Consider the following 22,936-nt stretch of genomic DNA (forward strand, 5'->3'; position numbering starts at 1 on the left):
CCGTGGCAATGCCGGGCTAAATTTCGAAAGTAAGCTTCAGACCGGGCACTCCGCCGATGTGGCGCTTAAAAGCCAGCAGCGACGCGTTCAGGCCTGTAGGCAGCGTTGAAGTGCCGATGTCGAGGAGGCGATGGCCGTTGGCCCGGCCGAAGCCGTGGATGCCTTCCAGCAACATTACCACCGGACTGAACAGGTTGTAAGACAAGGGACTAGCTAGGTAAAAGCTGTACAGTACCTTGCTACTAATCTGCACCACTATGGCCAAAGCGGCCCATTCGCCCGCAGCGTCGCGGATGGAAAACAGGAAATGGTCGCGCGGGAATTTGGCAAAAAGCTCTTGCAAGCGTTCCAGCGATAGGGGCTCGCTGTGGCCCTTTTCGCGGCGGCAGGCGCTGATAAAAGCGTGTGCCGGCGTTAGGAGCAGCGGCGATTCTTGCTCAAACACGAACCCCGCGCGGTGGCATCGCTTCAGGCGCAGCTCCTGCGCCGTAACCAGATGCGCCCGAAAATCCCGCGCCAGCGGCAACTGGTTGTTGAGTTCGGCCAGCGTCACACGAAAGCCTTGATGCACAAGCACATCGGTGAGCAGGGCGCTAGCGGCCGGGTCGTAGGCAAATGGGTAACTCTTGAGGCGAATTTGTCGGATGCCACGCTGCGCCAGTTCGGTGCGCGCTGCTTCTACAAAAGCCCGCAACGCTGCTATCTCCAAACCTGCGGCCAGTTGCAACGACCCGAAAGGTGCCTGCCACGGACTGTAAGCCACCTCCGCCCCGGTAGCCACGAACGTATGCCACTGGGCTACGGTTTGCTGGGTTTTGCTATCTTCCAGATAAAACGCAAATATCTCACCCTCAAATGGTTGTAAATTCAGATGTTCGGGCCTTAAAAACAGAAAGGGCTCGAAAGCGAAGGGCCGCAACGGCGCGGGCACTGTCGGCCCGACGTGCAGCCGCACGCCATAACGACTGTCAGCCGCAGCCAGGGAAAACCAGTGGGAGAAAACAGGAGCTGAACTCACGGGCAACAAGTGATTTCGAAGCCACGAAAGTACGGGAAATGCGCCGCTGAGTCCGCCCTATTCGTTGCCCAAAGCTTCGGCTGGTCACTGGCAAAGGGCTGGTGTATTTGCACGCCGAAACCTACGGCCCGCTGGCCCGTTTGGGATGGGCTCCACCCGACTTCATGCTTTCTTCAAAATAAAAAGCCAGTTTTGGAAAGGCCCGTGCGCAGCTTCTGCACGCGTTTGCCGCTTCCTGTTCAGCTCCCCTTCCTTTTTGGCTGCTTAGCTTGCTCCTATGACTTCTTCGACCTCCGATCCTGCGGTTTCCATACCCCTCCCCGATGCCGATGCCACCAACGGTTCTGCGGAAGGCCGCATCCGGGTTTCCGATCGGGATGCCACCCGGCAGGCGCACATGCAGAGCGTGGGCCAGCGGCCGGGCACCCTGCAAATCCATCCCGGCTCGCTCAATCCGCGCCTTTTTCTGATTTCTTACGACGAAGATTTCTTCCAGGAGCGTGAGTATTTCGACTACGACGCGCTGCTTGCGTTTGTGCGCGAGAACCCCGAACGGCGCCATTGGATTGACGTGCGCGGCTACAACGACCTGCCCCTGATGGAGCAGATCATGAACGATTTTGGCCTGCATCCGCTGCAAATGGAAGACGTGCTGGGCGACTACCAACGGGCCAAGGTGGAGATATTCGACAAGAACCGCCTGTTTATGGTGTCGCGCATGACGGATTTTACCTCGCAGTGGGAAATCGACGACGACCAGCTCTCCATCTTCACCGGGCCCAACTACGTGCTCACGTTTCAGGACGACTACGACGACTGCCTTGAGCCAGTTCGTAACCGCATCCGGTCGGGCATGAGCCACATTTTGCGGTATTCGTCGCTGTACTTGGCTTACGCGCTCACCGACGTGGTTCTCGATCATTATTACCCCACCATGGCCGCCATTGGCGACTATGTGGAGGCCTTGGAAGACCGCATTTTCCACGGCCGCACCGACCGCCGCATGCTCAGTCGCATCCTGCACATCAAGAAAGACATCGTGCGCTTCCGGCGCCTCGTGTACCCCGAGCGCGACAAAATTGCCGAGATTCTGCGCCTGCCCGACGACATCGTGCCCGACGATATAAAGGTCTTTTACAAAGACTGTTACGACCACGCCATCCAAGCCATGGACTTGGCCGAAAGCTACCGCGAATCGGTCACCAGCCTCGTGGACCTGTTCATGTCGAACCAAAGCAACCGCATGAACGAGGTGATGAAAGTACTGACCATCATCAGCAGCATCTTCATTCCGCTGAGCTTTGTAGTCGGGCTGTACGGCATGAATTTTCAGCGGGAAAACCCTAATGGCGGCATCAATTACCTCAACATGCCCGAGCTCTATCACCCGCTGGGCTACCCGATTTTGATTGGTGTGCTGCTGCTCATTGTCATTGTGCAGCTGGTGTATTTTTATCGAAAAGGCTGGCTGACCAATAACTGATCGTGAAGAATTAACCGTCTAGCCAACTCAAAAGCCAATACATATACCTCTTTGATAATCAAATAGTTATATGTATTGGCTTTAATGATCAATTCAATTTCAAAGCAGTCCTCCGAAGCTCGTTGCCGACTACACGATACAGCTGGTACGTGTTGGCAGCGGCATCAAATTCGAGCCCAACTTCGGGTGCGCTATTGTCGAAGCTTTGGTTGGCTACGAAGCGGCCTTTGGCGTCGAACAGATACACTTTATGCGGGCCGGTTTCGGTGAGGGCAAATACGCGGTGGCCGTTACCGAAGTTGAAATACTGCGCCGATTTCAGAGCGGAAGTCACGAAGGTTTTGGAGAGAATGGCCTGTCCCGAAGGGTCAAACCAATCCGTCAGGCCGCCCTGTTCGCGTAACACCGTATAGCTTTTGCCTTGCTGATCGGGCACTACCCGAAAGACCGAATTACGGCTCCAGGTGGCTACCCGGCTGCGGCTGACCACGTCGCCGCTGAGGTTGAAGCTCACACGCTCGCCGTGTTGGCTGACGACCGTCAGACGCGTGCGCCGCAGTGTCGGGCCAATTTCCACAAAGGCGCCCGAGTGCAGCCGCGCGCCAACGCTGATGGGAAACCCCGGATACACCCCGCCCTGCTGATCAAAAGCGTAGATGTAGCCGTTTTCGAGCAGGGCTACTACCACATCGCGCCCCCCCACGACCAGCAGTTGAGGCGGAGCAGCCAAGCCAAAATCCAGCTGTTTAGGTTGCCAACCGGCGTATGTGTTGCCGTTGGTGTCGTAGAGAAAAAGGTTGCTGCTCCGGCCGCTCACCAGCAGCCGCGGGGCGCTGCGGCCATCGGAAGGCGAAACTGCCAGCGCGGTAACCTGCACCGTGTCAGGCATATTCAAAGGAAACCCGGCTAGTTCCTGGCCCTGGTCGCCGAGCAGGTGCAAACGATTAGGAGTAGCAAACAAAGTACCCGCGTTTCCTCCCGGCAGCGACAGGCGCTTAATTCTGCCGACCACCGCGCCCGCCAACGAGTCGGACCACGCCACTACATTGTCGGGCGTGATGTAGTGCAGCACCTGCCCCTGATCCTGTACCAGCACACCCGGCGTACGCGCGCCCGAAACGGGCACCAGCGTGGGAGCGCTGCTCAGGGGCGTTTTGAAGGCGAGCAAAGTACCGGTTTCGGTCTGGGTCTGGGGCCGCGCAACGGCGGGTCCGGAGGCCGGATGGCGAAACACAAACTGCGTAAAATACTGCGCATCCGCCTCGGATTCGTTGGCGGCCGGCACGAACTGAAATGCGATCTGGGGAAAGCGTTTGAACAGCGTTTCGTTGCGCAACAAGCCGGCCCGGCGGTCTTCTACCAAAGCGCGCAGCAGCACGTTCCAGCAATTGCGCGTGTCCATGAACACGCTGAGGCGAGCGAGGGGCTGAGTGTCTTGCAGGAAGGCTACTTGCGTCGGTGAGCGCGTCCAGACCTCCCCTGCCGTTACGTCGGTGAGCCAGAGGCGCAGGGCCGCTGGGTCTTCGGCAAACGCCAGATAATTACCCACTTGCGCTACCGAGGCCGTACCAAAGTTGGAAAACAGCGGTCCGAGTAGTCGCGCGGGTAGCTCGGGTACGCCGGTTTGGTGAATCTGATACGGGCCCACACGCTCAAACGAAGGGCTGGCGCCTACCGCCCGCCGCAGCTGCCCGAGCAAGGCGCCTACGCGCGCCGGAGTTTCGCAATACACCAAAGCAAGTTTGGCCGGTTTCTGCCGCGCCGACACCGACGACAAATAGCACAAGGCCGCTTCCTGCGACAGCGAAACAGCCAGGCTGTCGATGAGCGGGCCGCTGGTTGCGCCCAGCGTGTCGGCGGCGGGCGCCGCTTGGCGTGGTTCGCGCAGTACCGTCGTTTTGTCAAGCCCCAGATGCACCAGCAGCGCCGTGCGCAACGACAGCACCTCTGCCATGCGCAACCGCTGCGCCGACTGGCCCCGCAACTGCTGGTGCAGCGCATCGCGGGCCGTTTCGGGGTTGGCGAAGCCGTTGAATAACACTCTGTTACCAATCAGCTTCATTTCCATGAGGCTATTGCGGCTCAGGCTGGTAAGCGCAGCCAAGTCGGGCCCCAACTCGGAGCGGAAGAACACGCCCAAAAACTGCGGCAGCCGCCGGTAATTAATCAGCAACGCCGCATCCACATCTTTAAGACGCAGATAATCAGTGGATTGGAATTCTGAGGCTACGGTAGGCGCTTCCGGATGTTCGAGCCGACGCACAACGCCTTCTACCAGTTCGGCATTGGCGCTGATTACCAAGTGATTGCGGTAGTTGAAGAACGTCATGCCGGAGCCCGTACGGCGGTCGCGGACGTCGGTGAGCTGCTCGCCACGGTAGTCGCGGGTAGCCACTTGGTAGCGGGCGTCGCGGGCCAAGCCATCGACGAGGCCGCGCACCTGCCGATACTCGCGCACCGTGCCAATGGGTACCTGAAACAGCACATCAAACTTCGCCGGGCCCGTCACGTGCACCGAGGTAAACACTTTCTTGGTGCCCAGAAACCGCAACACCACGTTGCGCGACCCGGCCACGCTGTCTACCAACGCGAGGTTGTCTTCGACTTGTTGGAAATAGTTGACGGCCGTTAGGTTGTCCCAAAGCTGGGTTTCCTTCAGGTGCCGCACGAGCGTGGGATGGTCGCGGGTGGCCATCACCAGCACGGCATCGTCGGGCACGAGCGACCACGGGTCGACGGGAACGGCGGCCACGGCACGGCGGTAATACACATAGGAGCCCAAAGCTGAAACCAGCAGCAGACCCACTAAAAACACCAGTAGCTTTTGCGACATCAAGCGGCGGTGAAAAGACAAGGGCTGCAAAAGTAGCTATTCGGCAGAAGCCGCGGGAAAGTTGCGCGCCAAGGCACAGCCCGACAGTACGTTTTTTCTATCTTCAGCCCCTCATTCCGAACTTATTCCCCTTTATGTCCGAAAAGCAAGGCCACTTTCAGCGCGCCATTACGCTCTTTGATGCCATTATGATCGTGACCGGCAGCATGATTGGCTCCGGTATTTTTATTGTCTCGGCCGACATCGCACGGCAAGTTGGCTCGGCGGGCTGGCTGATTGTGGTGTGGCTCGTGACGGGCTTTATCACGCTGGCCGGCGCCGTTAGCTACGGCGAGCTGGCGGCTATGTTCCCTAAAGTCGGCGGCCAGTACGTGTACCTGCGCGAGGCCTATAACAAGCTGACGGCCTTTCTCTATGGCTGGACGCTGTTTCTGGTCATCCAAACCGGCGTAATTGCGGCGGTAGCCGTGGCGTTTGCCAAGTTCACGGGCGTTCTCATTCCGTGGTTCAGCGAAGCTCATGTGCTATTCACCGTCGGCAGCTTCCAATTCACTACGGTGCAACTACTTGCTATTGTGTTGATTGTGGGACTTACCGCTGTCAATTCGCGGGGCGTGCGCAGCGGCAAGCTCATTGCCAACATCTTCGGCAGCACCAAGCTGGTGGCGTTGTTTGGACTGATTGTGTTTGGCCTAGCGCTGGGCATCAACAAGCAAACCGTCGACCTCAACTTCCACGACCTCTGGACGGCCACGCGCTACATACCTGGCGCTCCTGCCCTGCCGCTCGGCGGCTGGGCACTGATCACGGCCATCGGGTTGGCCATGACGGGCTCGCTGTTCAGCTCCGATTCGTGGAATAACATCGGGTTTTCGGGCGACGAAATCGTCAATCCGCAGCGCACGATTGTGCTGAGCATGGCCATCGGAACGGCTATTGTTACGGCCCTTTACATCCTAATCAACATTGTGTACCTGCTGGTGCTGCCCCTGCAAGGCGACCCCAACGCGACGACCGTAGCAGGCCGTGGCATCATGTTCGCCACCAACGACCGCGTCGCCACTGCCGTCGTCGAGAGCATTCTGGGCCGCGCGGGGGCTTATTTCATGGCCGTGCTCATCATGATCAGCACGTTCAGCGCCAACAACAGCATTCTGCTCAGCGGTGCCCGCGCCTACTACGCCATGGCTGCCGACGGCCTGTTTTTCCCTGGCATGGCGCGCCTCAACAAAGCCGGCGTGCCGGGTGTAGCCTTATGGGCCCAGTGTCTGTGGGCCAGTGGGTTGTGCCTTTCGGGCTCGTATGGGCAGCTGCTCAACTACGTGATGTTCTCGGTGATTCTGTTTTACGTGATCACCATTGTTGGCATTTTTGTGCTGCGCCGCACTCGCCCCGATGCCCCGCGCCCCTATCGGGCGGCTGGCTACCCTTTTATTCCGCTGCTGTACGTGGTGCTGGCCTCCGCTTTCTGCCTCATCTTACTCCTCGACCCCAGCACTTCCACTTACTCCCAACGCGGTCTGGGTTTGGTTGCCCTGGGCGTACCGGTGTACTTCATCTTCCGAAATCGCTTTGGCAATAAGCCTATATAAGTAATTACTAATCAATTGCTTACCTATAAAACAACAGAAAGCGCCTCTGCTATCGCAGAGGCGCTTTCTGTTAAAATAATAACTCGAATTTCTACTTGCGGCGTCGGCGTTTTACGTCTTCGCGGGGCTGGAGGCTGACGGTAGTAGGCGCGCCGTTGCGCACGTGCGCTTCTTTGTCGTCGTAACCCGCGTAGCCATAGACGAGGGTGTTGTCGCCGGCAGGTGCTTCGAGCGAATAATTGCCTTTGGCATCGGTGCTGGTGCCTTTCTTGCTGCCTTTCAGAAAGACGGTGGCACCGGCCAGGGGCTCGCCCTCTTCGTCGAGGATGCGGCCGGAAAGCGTGACGTTAGCGGGCGTCGCTTCGGCAACCGTTTCCGCAGGAGCCGGCTGAGCAGGGGCTGCACTCACGGTCTCTTCGACACGATTTACTTGATTATCAGCAACTTTCTCTGCAACCTCAGCTTTGCCAGCGGCAACGGTTGGGGCTGCTTTTGCTTTGGATTTGTCTTTGGCATCTGCCAGAGGCGCAGAAGCCGTTTTTGCTGCGTCCGTGTTTTCGTCTTCTGGCTGGGCAGCGGGTTTCGCGGCCACTTCGCGAGTGCCCGTAACTGTTGCATCGCCTAGCACCATAGAAGGCATCATGCTGGAAACGGCATTGGAAGCCGTTTGGGATGGCACCAACGCATAGCTGGCGCCCGCCAGCAGCATGATGGCGCCGGCAATAATGGCCAGCCGGGTGTTGCCGGAAGCAAGCTGCTTCTCTTCGGCCAGCAACTGGTCGGTGTCCTGCGTTTCGGATTCGTACTGGGTAGAAGGTGTGCTCATAGGTGGGAGGATTGAATTAAGGGAGTATGTAAAGGGTTATCAGAGCCAACTCATTCATTTGCACTTAACTATGATGAGATTGACAATCGGCTTTTCAGAGGTTGATAAAGGTATAACGATGCCGATATCATCTCCAAATACCTGTGTGGCAGATATTATGCCAGTAGTTGCACTGCTCAAACCTTGACTTTGCCGTAGGGCAGCCAACCCTACTTTTTAACCCAAATTTTGGGCAACAAAAAACCCCGCGCTTGGGGCGCGGGGTCGATCGTGGAGGGCTGAAGGCTAGGAGCCGGAGATGGTTTCGCTGTGCGATGGTTCGCCCGGCGTTTTCTTGTCATCGCCGAATTTCTGCTCGCCGGAACGCACGCTGTGGTCCAGCTCATACGTGCCTTCGACCTCAAAACCAGGGCCTTGGGCTTGCTCACCGGCGTCGTGGTGCTCGTTGCCGCCCTGGGGGTGGGTTTCGTCGCCGCCGATGTGCAGGTTTTCGAGCTGGTCTTTCTGATTGCTGCGCTGGGTGTAGCCTTGGGCGCCGGTATTGCGCAACGCCGACGGGTCGTTGGCTACTTTGCCGTTGCTTTCTTCTTCCTTGTAGTCCTTCTCGTTTTCGAGCCGCTCGTTCTTGGAAACGGGCGTGTTTTCGGTGATTTTCTCGTTTTCGTTGCCGTTGTCGTCGCTGCCAAACAAGTTATCAAGTATCATAGTAGTAAGCCGTTGGGGTGGAAATCTCAGAGATTGTCTGCCTTTGGTCTTACGCACTACAGCCGGGTTGGTTCGCTGCCACAACCGGAGGCACGCGGCACGGCCAAAAATCCGAATGCAGCGATAAAGAGTACCTTGAGAAACCCAGAGCCCGACCCGGCTACCTTTGATTTTGTCTTTTTGCTTTCGTTCGCGCGTTCTATGCACCTGATTATTATTGGCAACGGCATTACCGGCATCACGGCGGCCCTGACCGTGCGACGCCTCCAGCCTACAGCTCGCATCACCATCGTTTCGGACGAAAGCGCACACCACTACTCGCGCACCGCCCTGATGTATGTGTACATGGGCCACCTGCGCTATCCGGATATTAAGCCGCACGAAGATTGGTTTTGGGCCGAAAATAACTTGGAACTGGTGCACGCCACCGCCACCCGCCTCGACGTGGAGAAGCGCCACGTGCACCTAAGTACCGGCCAGGCTCTGCCCTACGATAAGCTGCTACTGGCCACGGGCTCGGTGAGCAAATACCACGGCTGGCCGGGGCAGCACCTGCGCGGCGTGCAGGGCCTCTACGGTCTCCCCGATCTGGCCCAAATGGAGCGCGACACGCACGGCATTCGGCAGGCGGTAGTGGTAGGCGGCGGCCTCATTGCGGTGGAGTTGGCCGAGATGCTGCACACCCGTGGCATTGCTGTAACTGTGTTGGTGCGCGATGCCCACTACTGGGCCAGCGTGCTGCCGCCCGAAGAAGCGCACCTCATCGATCGGCAATTCGCTCAGCATCACGTAGATATCCGTTACCGCACCGAGCTACGCGAGGTTGTGGGCGATGCCGAAGGACGCGTACAGGGCGTGATCACCAGCAAAGGAGAATCTATTGATTGTCAATGGGTTGGCATTGCCATTGGTGTCACTCCTAACTTGAGCATAACGCAGGATACGCCGGTGGAAACCGAGCGCGGCATTCTGGTGGACGAATTTTTGCAAACCAACATCCCGGGCGTGTACGCCGCCGGCGACTGCGCTCAGCACCGCCAGCCCGGCGCGGGCGAAGTGCCCATTGAGCAGCTGTGGTACACCGGCCGCATGCAGGGAGAAGCCGTCGCGCATACGATCTGTGGCCAGACCACGCCCTACCGCCGAGGCGTGTGGTTCAACTCGGCCAAGTTTTTCAACCTCGAATACCAAACCTACGGCCGAGTGCCCGCGAGGCCGACGGCGGGTGAAGAAAGTTTCTATTGGGAACACCCAACCGGCCGGCAGTGCCTGCGCATCAATTTTTCACCCGCTCACAATCACGCCGTGTTGGGCTTCAATGCTTTAGGATTGCGTCTGCGCCACGAGGTGTGCGAACACTGGATCAGGACCAATACGCCGGTGCAAACGGTGCTCGCCAACTTGGGAGCTGCTAATTTTGACCCCGAGTTTTTTCGGGAATACGAGCCCGACGTCATCCGCCAGTTTAACCAACAATTTCCCCAGCAGCCGGTAACTCTGCAGCGTCGCAAGGGGCTGTTTGCTAAACTTCTGGGGTAGCGTCCGGGAATTATCCGGGTGCGACTGCAAGTTATTTTGCTTCGCAACCGCTCGGTACCCGCATTTACATTTTGATCATCTCAACGTCATTGCCCGTGGACTTCTCCAAACTATACCGCCCCAGCGCCCTCAACAGCTACCAGTTCATCGCCATTACCGGCCTGATCATGAGCGGAGCGGCACACGTGATCCTGCATTTTTTCGTGCACCGTACGCTGCCCGGATTCGACTGGCTATACGTTTGCTGGACGGCACTTTACGTCATTGGCTCTCTGATGAATCTGTTCGGCAAACCCAGTGAAGGTCACCATCACCACCATTAGACCGGCTGGTTTAAACGAGTAAAGCTAAATTTATATATCATTATAATATACTGAATATACTGATTATCAAATTATTATATACAGTAATCTTTTGCTCTTATTGAAGATCCAATGTCTCCCACTGCCGCGCCTGATTTAGCACTTCCTCAGCCTCCTGTCCGCGAGGCCGACGCCACCGAAAAAGCCACCTTGGCCGTGGTGGCGTTGGGACTACTGGCGCTGCTGGTAGCAACTTCGGATGCAAACCACGACCGCGCCCGGCTGCTATTTTATGGCGCGCTGACCTTGGTCAGCGGGGGCACGCTGCTGTGGTCGTGGCACAAATTTGGGCGCGGCGAATCGGGTGTTAAGCAGAACAATTTGTGGTTGCGGGCCAGCACCAGCCGAGGCGCCATTGCCTGGGTGACCGGCCTGGTGCTGACCGGCTTTTACGTGGTGCTGTACTGGTTTCCCCAATACCTGGAAAACCTCATTCGGGCAGCCGACCCGCTGAGCCAGGCCCTACGCCACAAGCCCGCCGATCAGTGGTTTGTGTACGGCACCTTCTACACGCTGGCCGTGCTGCTGATGGGCGGCCGGGCGCTTTGGAAATACCGCCACTCGCGCTACCAAGTAATCCGCACCTTGTCGGTGATGTTTTTTCAACTGGGCTTTGCCTTTATTTTGCCAGGTGTGCTGCTCTTCTTTCAGCAACCGGAGTATTATTTCACCTACTTCTGGCCGCTGAAATACGACTACCTGTTTCCCAATAGCGTCGATTACCTGGTAAAAGACGGGCAGGCGCTGGGCGTGTTTATGGTGTTTTGGGGCGTAGTGATGTCGTTTCTGGCGACGCCCGTGCTCACCTATTTCTATGGAAAGCGCTGGTATTGCTCGTGGGTGTGCGGCTGCGGCGGCCTGGCCGAAACCGCCGGCGACCCCTACCGCCACCTTTCCGATAAGCGCCGCGTAGCTTGGCGTTGGGAAGTGCGCATTATTTATACCGTACTGGCGCTCATCATCTTACTGACCGCTATGCTCTGGGTGGTGCGCTACGTGCCAGGCGGTCCGCTGGCTGGCGTGGCCGATGGCTTGTACCGTTTCTATGGCTTCTTCATCGGCTCGGTGTTTTCGGGAGTGATTGGAGTGGGCTTCTACCCGCTAATGGGGAGCCGCGTGTGGTGCCGCTTTGGCTGCCCGATGGCAGCCTACCTGGGGCTGCTGCAAAAGCACTTTTCGCGCTTCCGCATCACCACCAACGGCGGCCAATGCATCTCGTGTGGCAACTGCTCCAACGTGTGCGAAATGGGCATCGATGTGAAGCAATATGCCCAGCGCGGCGAGCCCATCATCCGGGCTTCGTGCGTGGGCTGCGGCATGTGCTCCACGGCGTGCCCCCGCGGCGTACTCAACCTCGAAAATGGTCCGCGCGCAGGCCGGTACACGGGTTCGCAGTTGATTCATGCGGATAGCCTGCGGCTGTTGTCGTAAGTTTGTCAGTTGCTTTTCTGAACCTCGAACAGCAGATCAAGCCTTCTACTATCTCATTGACAGTCAATCAAATGTCGATAAGACACTCAACCCCACGAGTCGGCGCCTGCTCCCATCATCTTTCTCGCTTCAATGCCTACTGGTACCCTGCTCCTCATCGACGACGAAGCGCCGCTGCGCCAAGCTGTAGCCCGCATGTTGGAGCTGGAAGGTTACACGGTGCTGCAAGCCACCGACGCCCGCCGCGGCCTCGAAACGTTGCACCAACATGCCGATGAGGTACTGGTAATCTTGTCGGATGTGAAGCTACCCGATGGTGTTGGACTCGACTTGCTGCCCCGCTACAAGGCCAAGGCCCCGCTGGCGGAAGTCATTCTGCTGACGGCTTTTGGCACCATTCCCGACGGCGTGCGGGCCATGCGCGAAGGCGCTTTCGACTACCTGACCAAGGGCGACTCCGACGACCAACTGGTCGTGGTCGTGGATCGCGCTGCTGAGAAAGCGCGGTTGCAACGCCGGGTGGCAGAACTGGAAAAGAAAGTAGGCGCTCAGTACAGCTTTGCTTCGATGATTGGTCGAGCGCCGGCCCTAGAGCAAGCTAAGCGCACGGCCCAGCAAGTGGCCCTCACCGATGCTACCGTGTTGCTGGAAGGCCCGACCGGAGCCGGCAAAGAGCTGTTTGCCCAAGCCATCCACCAAGCTAGTCCGCGCCACACCAAGGCATTTGTGGCGCTCAATTGCAGCGCGTTTCCGAAGGAATTGCTCGAATCGGAATTGTTTGGCTACAAAAGAGGCGCTTTTACGGGCGCCCAAACCGACAAGAAAGGTTTGCTAAGCGAAGCCCACGGCGGCACACTGTTTCTCGACGAAATCGGGGAGTTGGATATGACGCTGCAAGCCAAGCTGTTGCGCGTGCTCGAAACCCAGGAATTTATCCCTATCGGCGATACCAAGCCGACCCGCGTGAATGTGCGGCTGGTTGCCGCCACCAACCGCAACCTGCGTCAGGAAGCCGAACAAGGCCACTTTCGAGCCGACCTGTATTATCGCCTCTCGGTGGTGGTGGTACAGGTGCCCTCGCTCAGCGCCCGTCGCACCGACATCGGCCTGCTGGCAGATTATTTTCTGCACTATTTTGCCGCCAAGCTGCGCCGCCGTCCGCTGGTGCTGACTCCTGAAGCTTTGCACGCGCTGGAGCAATATGCCTGGCCCGGCAATGTGCGCGAGCTCAAGAACGTGCTAGAGCGCGCTTCCATCTTAACGCCGCCCGACGAGCCGCTCACCGTCGAAGGACTTCCGCTGGAACTGCAAATGGCTGCTCAGAACAGCCATTCCAGCGCCACCTCCGACGACGAACGCAGTTTGCGCAACGCCGAAAAACAGCACATCCAACGTGTTCTGCTCGAAGTCGGTGGCAACAAAACCGAAGCCGCCCGCGTGCTGGGCATTGCCCTCACCACCCTGTACCGCAAAATCCAGGAGTACGCCTTGTAGCTCCTGCTTTCGCACCACGCCTCCCCCGCCGACCCTGCCCTGACCGGCAGGGTCGGCGGCGTTTTGGCCCTAATGGAGGACTAGCGTTTTGCAAAAAACCCTAGCGTTTTGCTAGGATCCCGTGAGCTACCAGCATCGGTAATAAAATATTTTTTATCACATAACATATTGATATTCAAGTATTTGTAAATAATCGGCAACCGATTTAGAAAGCAGGTCCGCCGCTTGCCTTCGGAGAAGCACATGCGTTTGCTAGTCTCACTTAACCCCTGCTCATGCCTCCTTTACTCCTCACTTCGCTTTTGACGGCCGCGGGCCTTGCCGGCTTCTGGCTCTTCTTCAAATCCGTGGACTATTTCGATCACATCTAGCCTCACTTAAGCCATGATGCTTGCACTATTTCTGCTTTCACTGGCCACGTTTGGCTACCTGGTGTATGTGTTGCTTCGCCCGGAGCGCTTCTAATTTCTTCGCCTGTTATGACTAAAGAACTTCTGGGCATCGGTGCCATTTTCGCGAGCACAGTGCTGCTGGCCATTTCGCTGGGCCGCTATCTGGCAGCTGTGTACCGCGGCACTCGCACCCCAACCGACTTTCTGGCGCCCTTCGAACGCCTGCTTTTCCGCGTGGCGGGTATCAACCCCCTGAAGGAAATGAGCTGGCAGCAGCATCTGGTGGCCTTGTTGACCATTAACGCACTCTGGTTTTTGTGGGCGATGCTGGTGCTGTGTACGCAGGGCAGCCTCCCACTCAATCCCGATGGCAATGCCTCCATGTCGCCCGATTTAGCTTTCAACACGGCCATTTCGTTTGTGGTCAACTGCAATTTGCAGCACTACGCCGGCGAAACGGGGCTTACCTACCTCTCGCAATTGACTGTGGTAATGTTCTTACAGTTTGTAACGGCAGCCACGGGCATGGCAGCTTGCGTGGTGGTCTTCAACGCTTTACAAAGCCGGAGCACCGACAAGTTGGGCAACTTTTACCTGTATTTCGTCAAGAGTCTTACACGCGTTTTGCTGCCGCTCTCGCTGGCTGTGGCGCTGGTACTGGCATTCCAGGGCACGCCCATGACGTTTCGGGCCAAGCAGCCGGTTGTCACGCTGCAAGGCGATTCGGTAACCGTAAGCCGCGGACCCGCAGCGGCCATGGTTGCCATCAAACAGTTGGGCACCAACGGCGGCGGCTTCTTCGGTGCCAATTCGGCGCATCCACTCGAAAACCCAACCTACCTGACCAATGCCGTCGAAAACCTGAGCATTGTACTCATTCCGATGGCCATGGCGCTGGCCTTTGGCTTTTACCTGCGCCGCCCGCAGCTGGGCTGGATGGTATTCGGCGTAATGACGGCCGGCTACCTGCTGCTGCAACTCCCTACTGTGTACCTGGAAATGCACGGCAACCCCGCCATTGCCCCCCTCGGCATCGACCAGAGCCTGGGAGCGATGGAAGGCAAGGAAATACGCTTGGGTGCCCCGGCCGCCGCGCTCTGGGCCATCCAGACCACGGTTACCAGCAACGGTTCGGTCAATGCCATGCACGACTCGCTCATGCCGCTTTCGGGCATGAATGCCCTGCTGGGCATGATGACCAACGCTTTTTATGGCGGCGTGGGCGTGGGCTTTCTCAACTTCTTCGTGTTCATCATTGTGGCCGTGTTCATCTCGGGCCTGATGGTGGGCCGCACCCCCGAACTACTGGGCAAAAAGATTGAGGCCCGCGAGATGAAAATCGCCATTCTTATTGCCCTGCTGCACCCCCTGCTGATCTTGACGGGCACGGCTATGGCGGCCTACCTGCATTCACACGACCCACAAGGGCTGAGCGGTTGGCTGGCCAACCCTGGCTTTCACGGCTTTTCAGAAGTGCTTTACGAGTACACTTCCTCGGCCGCCAACAACGGCTCAGGCTTTGAAGGATTGGGCGATAATACGCCGTGGTGGAACGTCAGCACCGGCGTGGTAATGCTGCTGGCGCGCTATCTGCCCATCATCGGGCCAGTGGCTATCGCTGGGCTGCTGGCCCGTAAAAAATTCATTCCGGAATCGGTTGGGACGCTGCGCACCGACACGGCCACCTTCGGGGCAATGGTCTTTTTCGTGATCTGGATTATCGCCGCCCTGGCCTTCTTCCCAGCCCTTGCCTTGGGGCCGCTGGCCGAGCATTTCACCTTGTACTGATCCCCCTCTTTGTCGCTCGTCGCTCAGTTCAGATCGGCCGAAACCACATGCTTCCTTTAGTTCAGAAGATGTCAACCCCCAAATCCCAATCTCTTTTCCAGCCGGCGCTAGTCCGCGAAGCTGTTAGCCAAGCTTTTGTGAAGCTCGACCCGCGCACCCTGTTTCGCAACCCGGTGATGTTCACGGTGGAAATCGGCACTGTAGTGATGTTGTTCGTTACCCTGGGCCTGCTTTTCAAGCCCGACGCGGCGCAGGGCAGCTTTGGGTATAACCTCACGGTGTTCATTGTACTGTTTCTGACCTTACTGTTCGCCAATTTCGCCGAGGCCATTGCCGAAGCACGCGGCAAGGCCCAGGCCGATTCGCTCCGCAAAACCCGCCAGGATACGCCTGCAACCGTCCGCCAGCCCGACGGCACGATGGTGGCTATGAGTTCGGCCCAACTGCAAAAGGGACAGGTTTTCGTGGTCGAGGCCGGCGAAATTATTCCCACAGATGGCGAAATCATCGAAGGCCTCGCCACTATTGACGAGTCGGCCATCACGGGCGAATCGGCGCCGGTGATCCGTGAAGCAGGCGGCGACAAGTCCAGCGTGACGGGCGGCACCAAGGTACTGAGTGATCGCATCGTGGTGCAGGTGACCACGGCCCCGGGCGAGTCTTTTCTCGATAAGATGATTGCGCTGGTAGAAGGCGCGTCGCGGCAGAAAACGCCGAACGAGATTGCGCTCACCATTCTGCTGGCCGGGTTTACGCTGGTGTTCGTGATCGTGTGCGTGACGCTGCAGCCTTTTGCCGAGTATGCACACGCACCGTTGGCCATTTCGGCCTTCGTTGCGCTGTTTGTGTGCCTGATTCCGACCACTATCGGCGGCTTGCTCTCGGCCATCGGGATTGCCGGTATGGACCGGGCCTTGCGCGCCAACGTGATCACCAAGAGCGGCAAAGCCGTGGAAACGGCCGGCGACATCGACGTATTGTTGCTCGACAAAACCGGTACCATTACCATTGGCAACCGCAAAGCCACCCACTTCTGGCCCGCGCCCAACGTAGATAACCAGCAATTCATTGATTCAGTGACGCTTGCGTCGCTTAGCGATGAAACCCCCGAAGGCAAAAGTATCGTGGAGCTGGCCCGCGACAACAAGGTGAACCCCGCACACCTCCAAAACCTCCTGGCCGGGGCCGAGCTCATCAAGTTTACGGCCGAAACGCGTTCCTCAGGCGTCACGCTAGCGGGCGGTACCCGCCTACGCAAGGGCGCGGCCGATGCCATCCGCACGCTAGCCGAACAAGCTGGCCACGTCTACCACAACGATGTGGCCGACCGCGTGGCCGCCATTGCCTCGAACGGCGGCACGCCGCTGGTGGTGTCGGAAAACGACCGGGTGCTGGGGGTAGTCGAACTTCAGGACATCATCAAGCCCGGTATTCAAGAACGCTTCGACCGCCTGCGCCGCATGGGCATCAAAACGGTGATGGTGACCGGCGATAACCCGCTTACGGCCAAATACATCGCCGAAAAAGCGGGCGTCGATGATTTTATTGCCGAAGCCAAGCCCGAGGACAAGATGACGTACATCCGCCGCGAGCAGCAAGAGGGCAAGCTGGTGGCCATGATGGGCGATGGCACTAACGACGCGCCCGCCCTGGCCCAAGCCGATGTAGGCGTGGCGATGAACTCGGGTACGCAGGCCGCGAAGGAAGCCGGCAACATGGTCGACCTCGACAACGATCCCACCAAGCTCATCGAAGTGGTCGAGATCGGCAAGCAGCTGCTCATGACGCGGGGCACGCTCACTACCTTCAGCATCGCCAACGATGTGGCCAAGTATTTCGCCATTGTGCCAGCACTGTTTATGGCCGCCATTCCGGCCTTAGGCGCCCTCAATATCATGGGCCTAAAATCGCCGCAATCGGCCATTCTTTCGGCCGTGATTTTCAACGCCCTCATCATCCCGGCGCTGGTGCCGCTGGCCCTGAAAGGTGTGGCCTACCAACCCATCGGAGCCTCGGCGCTGCTGCGCCGCAACTTGCTGATCTACGGCTTGGGCGGGGTGCTGGTGCCCTTCCTCGGCATTAAGCTGATTGACTTACTCGTTGGAGCGTTTCTGTAAAACAAATCTTCTTTATCATAAATATCTCACAGTCAACTACTTATAGTTTATTGTGTCTTTTCAGATTTCAACCTTTCCATGAAAACTCATCTGCTTCCGGCTTTTCGGCTTTCGCTCTTGTTGTTGCTGCTCTGCTGCGTTGTATATCCAGCCTTGGTGTGGGGCGCTGCTCAGTTTGCTCCGGGGCACGGCGAGGGCGTACAGCTTGTGCGCAACGGCCGCGTGATCGGCTACGCCAATGTCGGCCAGAAATTCGACCGGCCCGAATACTTCAACACGCGGCCGTCGGTCGTCGATTACAACGCCAGCGGCTCGGGCGGCTCCAACAAAGGGCCCAGCAACCCCGACTATTTGAAAGAAGTGCAAACCCGAGCCGGCGCATTTTTGCAACAGAACCCCACCGTAGAGGCCGGCCAGGTGCCGGGCGAGTTGGTCACGGCCAGCGGCTCGGGCCTCGACCCACACTTGTCGCCCGCTGGGGCTTACGCCCAGGTAGATCGCGTAGCCCGCCTGCGCGGTTTGCCCGCCGAGCGCGTCCGAGCATTGGTTGCCGCGCACATCGAAGATCCGCTATTTGTGTTCTTTGGTCCTGCAAAAGTGAATGTGCTTCGTCTGAACCTCGCGCTTGACGAGCTTAGCGCCCACAGATAGCAGCGGCGCGACTTGTTACAACTTATTTTTCCCGCCCTTTCACTTAACCTCATCCTACTTCCCGTAGCAAGCGAGCCCAGAGTACAACTCACACTGCTAATGGGCGCTTTCATTATGAGAAACTATCTAATGCTGAGCCTGTTACTACTGGCTGCTAGCCACGCATTCGCTCAGGTTACCCCAGCAACCGATTCTACTTTGGCGGTGCCCCCGACCGCTGCGCCCGAAGCTACGCCGCCCAACCCACTCTCCTTCTACGGGTATGTCGATGGCTATTATGGGTACGATTTCAAGCATGCCGACACCCAGAAGCGCCCCGGTTTCCTCTACTCCCACAACCGCCAAAACGAATTCACCATCAACAACGGCATCGTGGGGCTGCGCTACCAAGATGAGAAAGTGCGCGGCGCATTTGGTCTGCATGCGGGCTCTTATGTAGAAGCGAACTACGCCGCCGAACCACAAGTTTTCAAGCACATCTACGAAGCATATGCTGGCTTCCGGCCATTTGAAAAAGCGTGGCTCGACGTTGGCATTTTCGGATCGCACATCGGATTTGAGTCGGCCATCAGCAAAGACAACTGGACGTTGACCCGGTCGCTGGCAGCCGAAAATTCGCCTTATTACGAGACTGGCGCCCGCTTTACCTACGAAGTCGATCCCAAACTAACCCTGACCGGCCTGGTACTCAACGGGTGGCAAAACATACAGGAAACCAACCAAAGCAAGGCCGTAGGCACCCAAATTCAGTGGAAACCAACGGAAAAGCTGCTCTTTAACTCAAGCACCTTCTACGGCAACGAGCAGCCCCAAGGCGTAGCGCGCCGCCGGCGCTACTTCCACGATTTTTACGCCAGCTACGCCGCCACCGATCGCCTAAGTGTGGTTGGGGTATTTGATGTAGGCAAGCAAGCGCGAGCCAACCGCAGCAAAACCGATACTTGGCACACTGGTGCGGCTTTGCTGCGCTACAAGCTAGCCGAGAAATGGGCCGTGGCGGGTCGTGCCGAGTATTACTATGCCGAACACGGCGTAATTATCAGTTCCATTACACCCGCTGACAGCGACGAGGACTTCAAGGTAAAATCCTTTTCGTTGAACCTTGACTATTTGCCCGTTAGCAAGGTAGCGTGCCGGGTTGAAGGCCGCATTTTTCACTCCCCGAAAAACTTTTTGCTCGACCGTAACGGTCAGCCCACGGATAACTACGGCAACGTGACGTCTAGCATTGCTATTTCGTTCTGAGCATTCCGTATGATGGCCCCCGACGACTCATCTGCTGCCCGCGACCAATCGGCCGAACGGTTTCTGCGACTTTTGCAGCAGAAGCAGCCCGGCCGGCTGAAGGTGTATTTGGGATTGGCCGCCGGAGTCGGTAAAACCTACCGCATGTTGCAGGAGGCCAACAGCTTGCACCAACACGGCGTGGATGTGGTGCTGGGCTACGTGGAAACCCACAACCGCGCCGACACCGTGGCCCAACTGCGCAGCCTGCCCATAATACCGCGCAAAACGCTGTTTTACAAAGGCCGAGCGCTCGAAGAAATGGACCTACAGGCTATTGTGCAGCGCCGGCCGGCGGTGGTGATCGTCGACGAACTGGCGCATTCCAATGTGCCGGGCTCCCAAAACGAAAAGCGTTGGCAGGACGTGGAAGCGCTAGTGAAAGCGGGCATTTCGGTCATTACTGCCTTGAATGTGCAACACCTGGAAAGCCTTCACGACCAGGTGTTGAAAATTACGGGTACCGACGTGACCGAGCGCGTACCTGACCAAGTGCTGAAGCGGGCCGACGAGGTTGTAAACATCGACCTGACGGTGGACGAATTGCAGACGCGCTTGAAAGAGGGCAAAATCTACGAGGCCCAAAAGATACCAACGGCACTCCAGCACTTCTTCCGGGCCGATAATTTGTTACAGCTCCGTCAGTTAGCCGTTCAGGAAGTATCTCTTTTACTGGGCCGCCAAATCGAGAATGCCCCCCACGGCGCAGCCGTAGCGCCCGAGCACCGCAACACCGACCGCCTACTGGCGTGCATCAACTCCAATGCCCTGGCCGCCAAGGAAATAATCCGCAAAACTTCCCGCCTCGCCGACCGTCTTTCGGCGGCTGTTTGGTACGTGCTCTACGTGCAAACGAGTCACGAATCAGCAGCCCGTATTGGACTGACTGCGCAACGCAACCTCCTTAATAATTTGCAGTTAGCCACGGAGCTGGGCGCACAGATTCTGCGCGTGAAAGACGACGATATAGTTGGCACCATTCAGCGCGTGGCGCAGGAGAAAAACGCCACGCTGTTGGTGTGCGGCGCAACTGCCGAGAAAACCCTCTGGGAGAAAGTCACCCGTCGCTACATCACCCAGCGCCTAGTTCGCGCGCTGGCCCGCTCTTCTCCCGACCTCGACATCTTCTTGGTCATGTATTGAGTTTGCGTCCCTTTATGATACGCTTCTCATGTTTTCATAATCATCTCACAATCAAAGTTTTACAAATGTGAGCCTTAAAAGCAAGATCACTAATGGCTTTTTGGCGATGCTTCTGCTCTTGGTAGCGCTGGGCGGCTACGCCTTCTACACGGTGCAGCGCCTCGACCGCAGTGCCCGTGCCGTGCTGCAAGCCAACTTTTACACGGTGCAACTGGGGCAGCAGATGCTGCGCGCCCTCGACCAGATGGAGCGCCCGCCGTCAGTGGCAACCGGCCTGCGGGTGTTTCGGCAGAACCTCACCCGCGAGGCCGGCAACATCACCGAGCCCGGCGAAAAGGAGTTGGTTGATAGTCTGGCGCAAAACCTAGCCGATTACCAGCAACTCTACGACGACTCGGCCGCGGCCGCGCAACGCCTCAGCGAGCTCGCGCAGCTCCGCCGCCAAACCCATCGCATGGTGCAACTCAACATGGATGCCCTGGTCGCCAAACGTGACTTTGCCAACCGCACCGCCGAGCAAACCGGCCGCTATTTGCTAGCGTTTATTGCTTTCAGCATCATCGTGGCTTCTTTTCTGGTTTTGAGCGTGCCGGAGGCAGTAGTTACGCCGCTGCGCAAGTTATTCGTGAGCATAGAACACGCTACCAATCAAGATTTTACCGCCACTATCCCCGTAGAAAGTCGTGATGAATTTGGCCGCGTGGCGCGGGCGTTTAATCGAATGCTGGTGCAACTCAACGATTATCGCAGCTCTACCTTAGCCCAGCTCGTGACAGAGCGTAACCGCGCCTCCAGCATTGTCAACACCCTCGACGAAGGCCTGCTGTTGCTCGACCAGAACCGGGACGTGCTGCTGGCAAATCCTGTTGTTTGTCAGCTCCTTAACCTTCCCGCCGAGCAATTGGTCGGGCGGCCCGCCGCGGAAGTAGCGCAGAAAAACGACCTGCTGCGGGAGCTGCTCAAGCCCTTGGATGCCCCCCGCCGCGATGCTGTGGTAGCCGACGCTCCCTTGCTGACCATTGCCCAAAACGGCGAAGAAGCCTACTATCGCCTAGCCGTGCAGGATTTGATTTCCTTCAACGACGCCCTCGACCAGATGGAGTTTGTGGGCCAGATTATTACGCTGCGCAACGTCTCGGATTTCAAGCGCCTCGACCTGATGAAGTCAAACTTCTTGGCTACCGTTTCGCACGAATTGAAGACACCACTTTCCAGCATGAACATCAACTTGAAGCTGTTGCAGGATGACCGCCTGCCCGCTGGGGAGCGTCAGCGCATTACGGCCAGCATCCGGCAAGAAACCCAACGCTTGCAGCGCATGGTGGGCGAGTTGCTCGATGTGTCGCGCCTCGACTCGGGCGCAGGTATTCAGCTTGATCTGCGCCCAACCCAAATGCGCGATGTAGTGCAGTACGCGACCGATACGGTGCAGGCTCAACTCGCTGACAAACACATCCGGCTTGATTTGCAGCTGCCGCCCAACCTGCCCGCTGCCCGCGCCGACGTAGAAAAGACCACCTGGGTGCTGATCAATCTGTTGGCCAATGCCATTCGGTATTCGCCCGTAGACGAAACCCTTACCGTGAGTGCCGAAGTCGTGGGCAAGTGGCTGCAAGTCAGCGTAAAAGACAACGGCCCCGGCATTGCCGCCGAACACCACGAACGCATTTTTCAGCGCTTCGCCCAGATTCCCGACAAAGCCGGCTACCGCGGTGGCTCCGGCTTAGGGCTGAGCATTGCCCGCGAATTTATCACCACGCAAGGCGGCCGGCTGTGGGTGGAAAGCGAACTGGGGTCTGGTAGCACGTTTCGCTTTACGCTACCGGTCAGCTGATTTGATAAGGCACGTTTCCCAGGCGTAGGCTGCCGATCGTGGCTAGTTCGCACCTAGCGACAGCTCACGTAAGCACTTGCAAAATAAGACATTACGGCAATAACGGGCGCCGCTGCCTCCTGCTATCAGGCACCAGTTGAGGCTGGGGCAAACGCTTGATGCGCAGGCTATAATGCCGACTGGAATCGGCTTTGCTCACGGGCATGTTGTCGGGAGAAGCTTCTGCTTTCAGCACGCGCAAGGAATACGGCTGAGCCCTATACGATTGGTAGTCAGAAGGTTGCTGCAGCATATTTTTTAGGTGCGACGGCAGCGGAATCTTCGGGTTCAGGCGGAGCGTGTCGGGAAAATCACGCGATTGGGCCTTGGCCGCGCCGGCTGAACAAACCGCTAGCACCAAGGCGAAAAAAATGCCGAAGGGTTTCATAACTGATCAGGTTGGCT

18 protein-coding genes are annotated in these 22,936 nt (G+C 57.7%); 13 read left to right on the forward strand and 5 right to left on the reverse strand.

What is annotated here, in order from left to right:
* Positions 1-16: 16 nt before the first annotated feature.
* Positions 17-1,018: a hypothetical protein gene (locus FHG12_RS20120; RefSeq protein ID WP_139517493.1), complete on the reverse strand. Its 1,002-nt coding sequence runs from the start codon at positions 1,016-1,018 to the stop codon at positions 17-19.
* A 277-nt stretch (positions 1,019-1,295) separates the two neighbouring features.
* Here FHG12_RS20120 and corA point away from each other — a divergent pair, with 277 nt between their 5' ends.
* Positions 1,296-2,501, forward strand: coding sequence for a magnesium/cobalt transporter CorA (corA, locus tag FHG12_RS20125; RefSeq protein WP_139517494.1), 1,206 nt, complete (start codon positions 1,296-1,298; stop codon positions 2,499-2,501).
* An 88-nt stretch (positions 2,502-2,589) separates the two neighbouring features.
* On the opposite strand, the gene FHG12_RS20130 is transcribed toward corA, so the two are convergent.
* Positions 2,590-5,334, reverse strand: coding sequence for a hypothetical protein (locus FHG12_RS20130; RefSeq protein ID WP_139517495.1), 2,745 nt, complete (start codon positions 5,332-5,334; stop codon positions 2,590-2,592).
* 134 nt (positions 5,335-5,468) lie between these two features.
* Here FHG12_RS20130 and FHG12_RS20135 point away from each other — a divergent pair, with 134 nt between their 5' ends.
* On the forward strand, positions 5,469-6,926 hold the full coding sequence (locus tag FHG12_RS20135) for an APC family permease (protein WP_139517496.1): 1,458 nt from the start codon (positions 5,469-5,471) through the stop codon (positions 6,924-6,926).
* A gap of 91 nt (positions 6,927-7,017) precedes the next feature.
* Here the strand turns inward: FHG12_RS20135 and FHG12_RS20140 are convergent, their stop codons facing one another.
* On the reverse strand, positions 7,018-7,752 hold the full coding sequence (locus FHG12_RS20140) for a carboxypeptidase-like regulatory domain-containing protein (RefSeq protein ID WP_139517497.1): 735 nt from the start codon (positions 7,750-7,752) through the stop codon (positions 7,018-7,020).
* Between the two features lie 285 nt (positions 7,753-8,037).
* Positions 8,038-8,457, reverse strand: a complete 420-nt coding sequence (locus FHG12_RS20145) for a hypothetical protein (protein WP_139517498.1) — start codon at positions 8,455-8,457, stop codon at positions 8,038-8,040.
* Between the two features lie 201 nt (positions 8,458-8,658).
* On the opposite strand from FHG12_RS20145, the gene FHG12_RS20150 reads away from it, so the two are divergent.
* The 11 genes from FHG12_RS20150 (at position 8,659) to FHG12_RS20200 (ending at position 22,492) form a co-directional block, all read left to right on the forward strand.
* Positions 8,659-9,996, forward strand: coding sequence for an NAD(P)/FAD-dependent oxidoreductase (locus FHG12_RS20150; protein WP_139517499.1), 1,338 nt, complete (start codon positions 8,659-8,661; stop codon positions 9,994-9,996).
* Between the two features lie 95 nt (positions 9,997-10,091).
* On the forward strand, positions 10,092-10,319 hold the full coding sequence (locus FHG12_RS20155; RefSeq protein WP_139517500.1) for a hypothetical protein: 228 nt from the start codon (positions 10,092-10,094) through the stop codon (positions 10,317-10,319).
* A 111-nt stretch (positions 10,320-10,430) separates the two neighbouring features.
* On the forward strand, positions 10,431-11,789 hold the full coding sequence (locus FHG12_RS20160) for a 4Fe-4S binding protein (RefSeq protein ID WP_139517501.1): 1,359 nt from the start codon (positions 10,431-10,433) through the stop codon (positions 11,787-11,789).
* A 132-nt stretch (positions 11,790-11,921) separates the two neighbouring features.
* Positions 11,922-13,283 carry a sigma-54-dependent transcriptional regulator gene (locus FHG12_RS20165; RefSeq protein ID WP_139517502.1) on the forward strand — a complete coding sequence of 454 codons (1,362 nt, stop codon included), beginning with the start codon at positions 11,922-11,924 and terminating at the stop codon, positions 13,281-13,283.
* 387 nt (positions 13,284-13,670) lie between these two features.
* A complete protein-coding gene (kdpF, locus tag FHG12_RS21430; protein WP_139517938.1) occupies positions 13,671-13,748 on the forward strand; it encodes a K(+)-transporting ATPase subunit F in 78 nt (25 codons plus the stop codon).
* 14 nt (positions 13,749-13,762) lie between these two features.
* On the forward strand, positions 13,763-15,463 hold the full coding sequence (gene kdpA / locus FHG12_RS20175; protein WP_139517503.1) for a potassium-transporting ATPase subunit KdpA: 1,701 nt from the start codon (positions 13,763-13,765) through the stop codon (positions 15,461-15,463).
* A gap of 68 nt (positions 15,464-15,531) precedes the next feature.
* The gene (kdpB, locus tag FHG12_RS20180; protein ID WP_139517504.1) at positions 15,532-17,580 is read left to right on the forward strand and encodes a potassium-transporting ATPase subunit KdpB; all 2,049 of its coding nucleotides are present in this window, start codon (positions 15,532-15,534) and stop codon (positions 17,578-17,580) included.
* 78 nt (positions 17,581-17,658) lie between these two features.
* The gene (kdpC, locus tag FHG12_RS20185; RefSeq protein ID WP_139517505.1) at positions 17,659-18,231 is read left to right on the forward strand and encodes a potassium-transporting ATPase subunit KdpC; all 573 of its coding nucleotides are present in this window, start codon (positions 17,659-17,661) and stop codon (positions 18,229-18,231) included.
* A 114-nt stretch (positions 18,232-18,345) separates the two neighbouring features.
* Positions 18,346-19,476, forward strand: coding sequence for a porin (locus FHG12_RS20190; protein ID WP_165699473.1), 1,131 nt, complete (start codon positions 18,346-18,348; stop codon positions 19,474-19,476).
* Positions 19,477-19,485: 9 nt separating this feature from the next.
* On the forward strand, positions 19,486-20,658 hold the full coding sequence (locus FHG12_RS20195) for a sensor protein KdpD (RefSeq protein ID WP_317129685.1): 1,173 nt from the start codon (positions 19,486-19,488) through the stop codon (positions 20,656-20,658).
* A gap of 106 nt (positions 20,659-20,764) precedes the next feature.
* Positions 20,765-22,492 (forward strand): HAMP domain-containing sensor histidine kinase, encoded by a 1,728-nt coding sequence (locus FHG12_RS20200; protein ID WP_139517507.1) that lies wholly within the window; start codon positions 20,765-20,767, stop codon positions 22,490-22,492.
* Positions 22,493-22,583: 91 nt separating this feature from the next.
* Here the strand turns inward: FHG12_RS20200 and FHG12_RS20205 are convergent, their stop codons facing one another.
* Positions 22,584-22,919, reverse strand: coding sequence for a hypothetical protein (locus FHG12_RS20205; protein ID WP_139517508.1), 336 nt, complete (start codon positions 22,917-22,919; stop codon positions 22,584-22,586).
* Between the last annotated feature and the right edge of the window lie 17 nt (positions 22,920-22,936).

The organism is Hymenobacter jejuensis, from assembly GCF_006337165.1.
GTDB lineage: Bacteria > Bacteroidota > Bacteroidia > Cytophagales > Hymenobacteraceae > Hymenobacter > Hymenobacter jejuensis.

Bases quoted from the DNA above. Each gene is read 5' to 3' on its own strand.
- FHG12_RS20135 (WP_139517496.1), top strand. From the start codon at position 5,469: ATGTCCGAAAAGCAAGGCCACTTTCAGCGCGCCATTACGCTCTTTGAT.
- FHG12_RS20190 (WP_165699473.1), top strand. From the start codon at position 18,346: ATGAGAAACTATCTAATGCTGAGCCTGTTACTACTGGCTGCTAGCCAC.
- corA (WP_139517494.1), top strand. From the start codon at position 1,296: ATGACTTCTTCGACCTCCGATCCTGCGGTTTCCATACCCCTCCCCGAT.
- kdpB (WP_139517504.1), top strand. From the start codon at position 15,532: ATGTCAACCCCCAAATCCCAATCTCTTTTCCAGCCGGCGCTAGTCCGC.
- FHG12_RS20130 (WP_139517495.1), bottom strand. From the start codon at position 5,334: ATGTCGCAAAAGCTACTGGTGTTTTTAGTGGGTCTGCTGCTGGTTTCA.
- kdpC (WP_139517505.1), top strand. From the start codon at position 17,659: ATGAAAACTCATCTGCTTCCGGCTTTTCGGCTTTCGCTCTTGTTGTTG.
- FHG12_RS20145 (WP_139517498.1), bottom strand. From the start codon at position 8,457: ATGATACTTGATAACTTGTTTGGCAGCGACGACAACGGCAACGAAAAC.
- FHG12_RS20195 (WP_317129685.1), top strand. From the start codon at position 19,486: ATGATGGCCCCCGACGACTCATCTGCTGCCCGCGACCAATCGGCCGAA.
- FHG12_RS20165 (WP_139517502.1), top strand. From the start codon at position 11,922: ATGCCTACTGGTACCCTGCTCCTCATCGACGACGAAGCGCCGCTGCGC.
- kdpA (WP_139517503.1), top strand. From the start codon at position 13,763: ATGACTAAAGAACTTCTGGGCATCGGTGCCATTTTCGCGAGCACAGTG.
- FHG12_RS20200 (WP_139517507.1), top strand. From the start codon at position 20,765: ATGCTTCTGCTCTTGGTAGCGCTGGGCGGCTACGCCTTCTACACGGTG.
- kdpF (WP_139517938.1), top strand. From the start codon at position 13,671: ATGCTTGCACTATTTCTGCTTTCACTGGCCACGTTTGGCTACCTGGTG.
- FHG12_RS20140 (WP_139517497.1), bottom strand. From the start codon at position 7,752: ATGAGCACACCTTCTACCCAGTACGAATCCGAAACGCAGGACACCGAC.
- FHG12_RS20205 (WP_139517508.1), bottom strand. From the start codon at position 22,919: ATGAAACCCTTCGGCATTTTTTTCGCCTTGGTGCTAGCGGTTTGTTCA.
- FHG12_RS20150 (WP_139517499.1), top strand. From the start codon at position 8,659: ATGCACCTGATTATTATTGGCAACGGCATTACCGGCATCACGGCGGCC.
- FHG12_RS20160 (WP_139517501.1), top strand. From the start codon at position 10,431: ATGTCTCCCACTGCCGCGCCTGATTTAGCACTTCCTCAGCCTCCTGTC.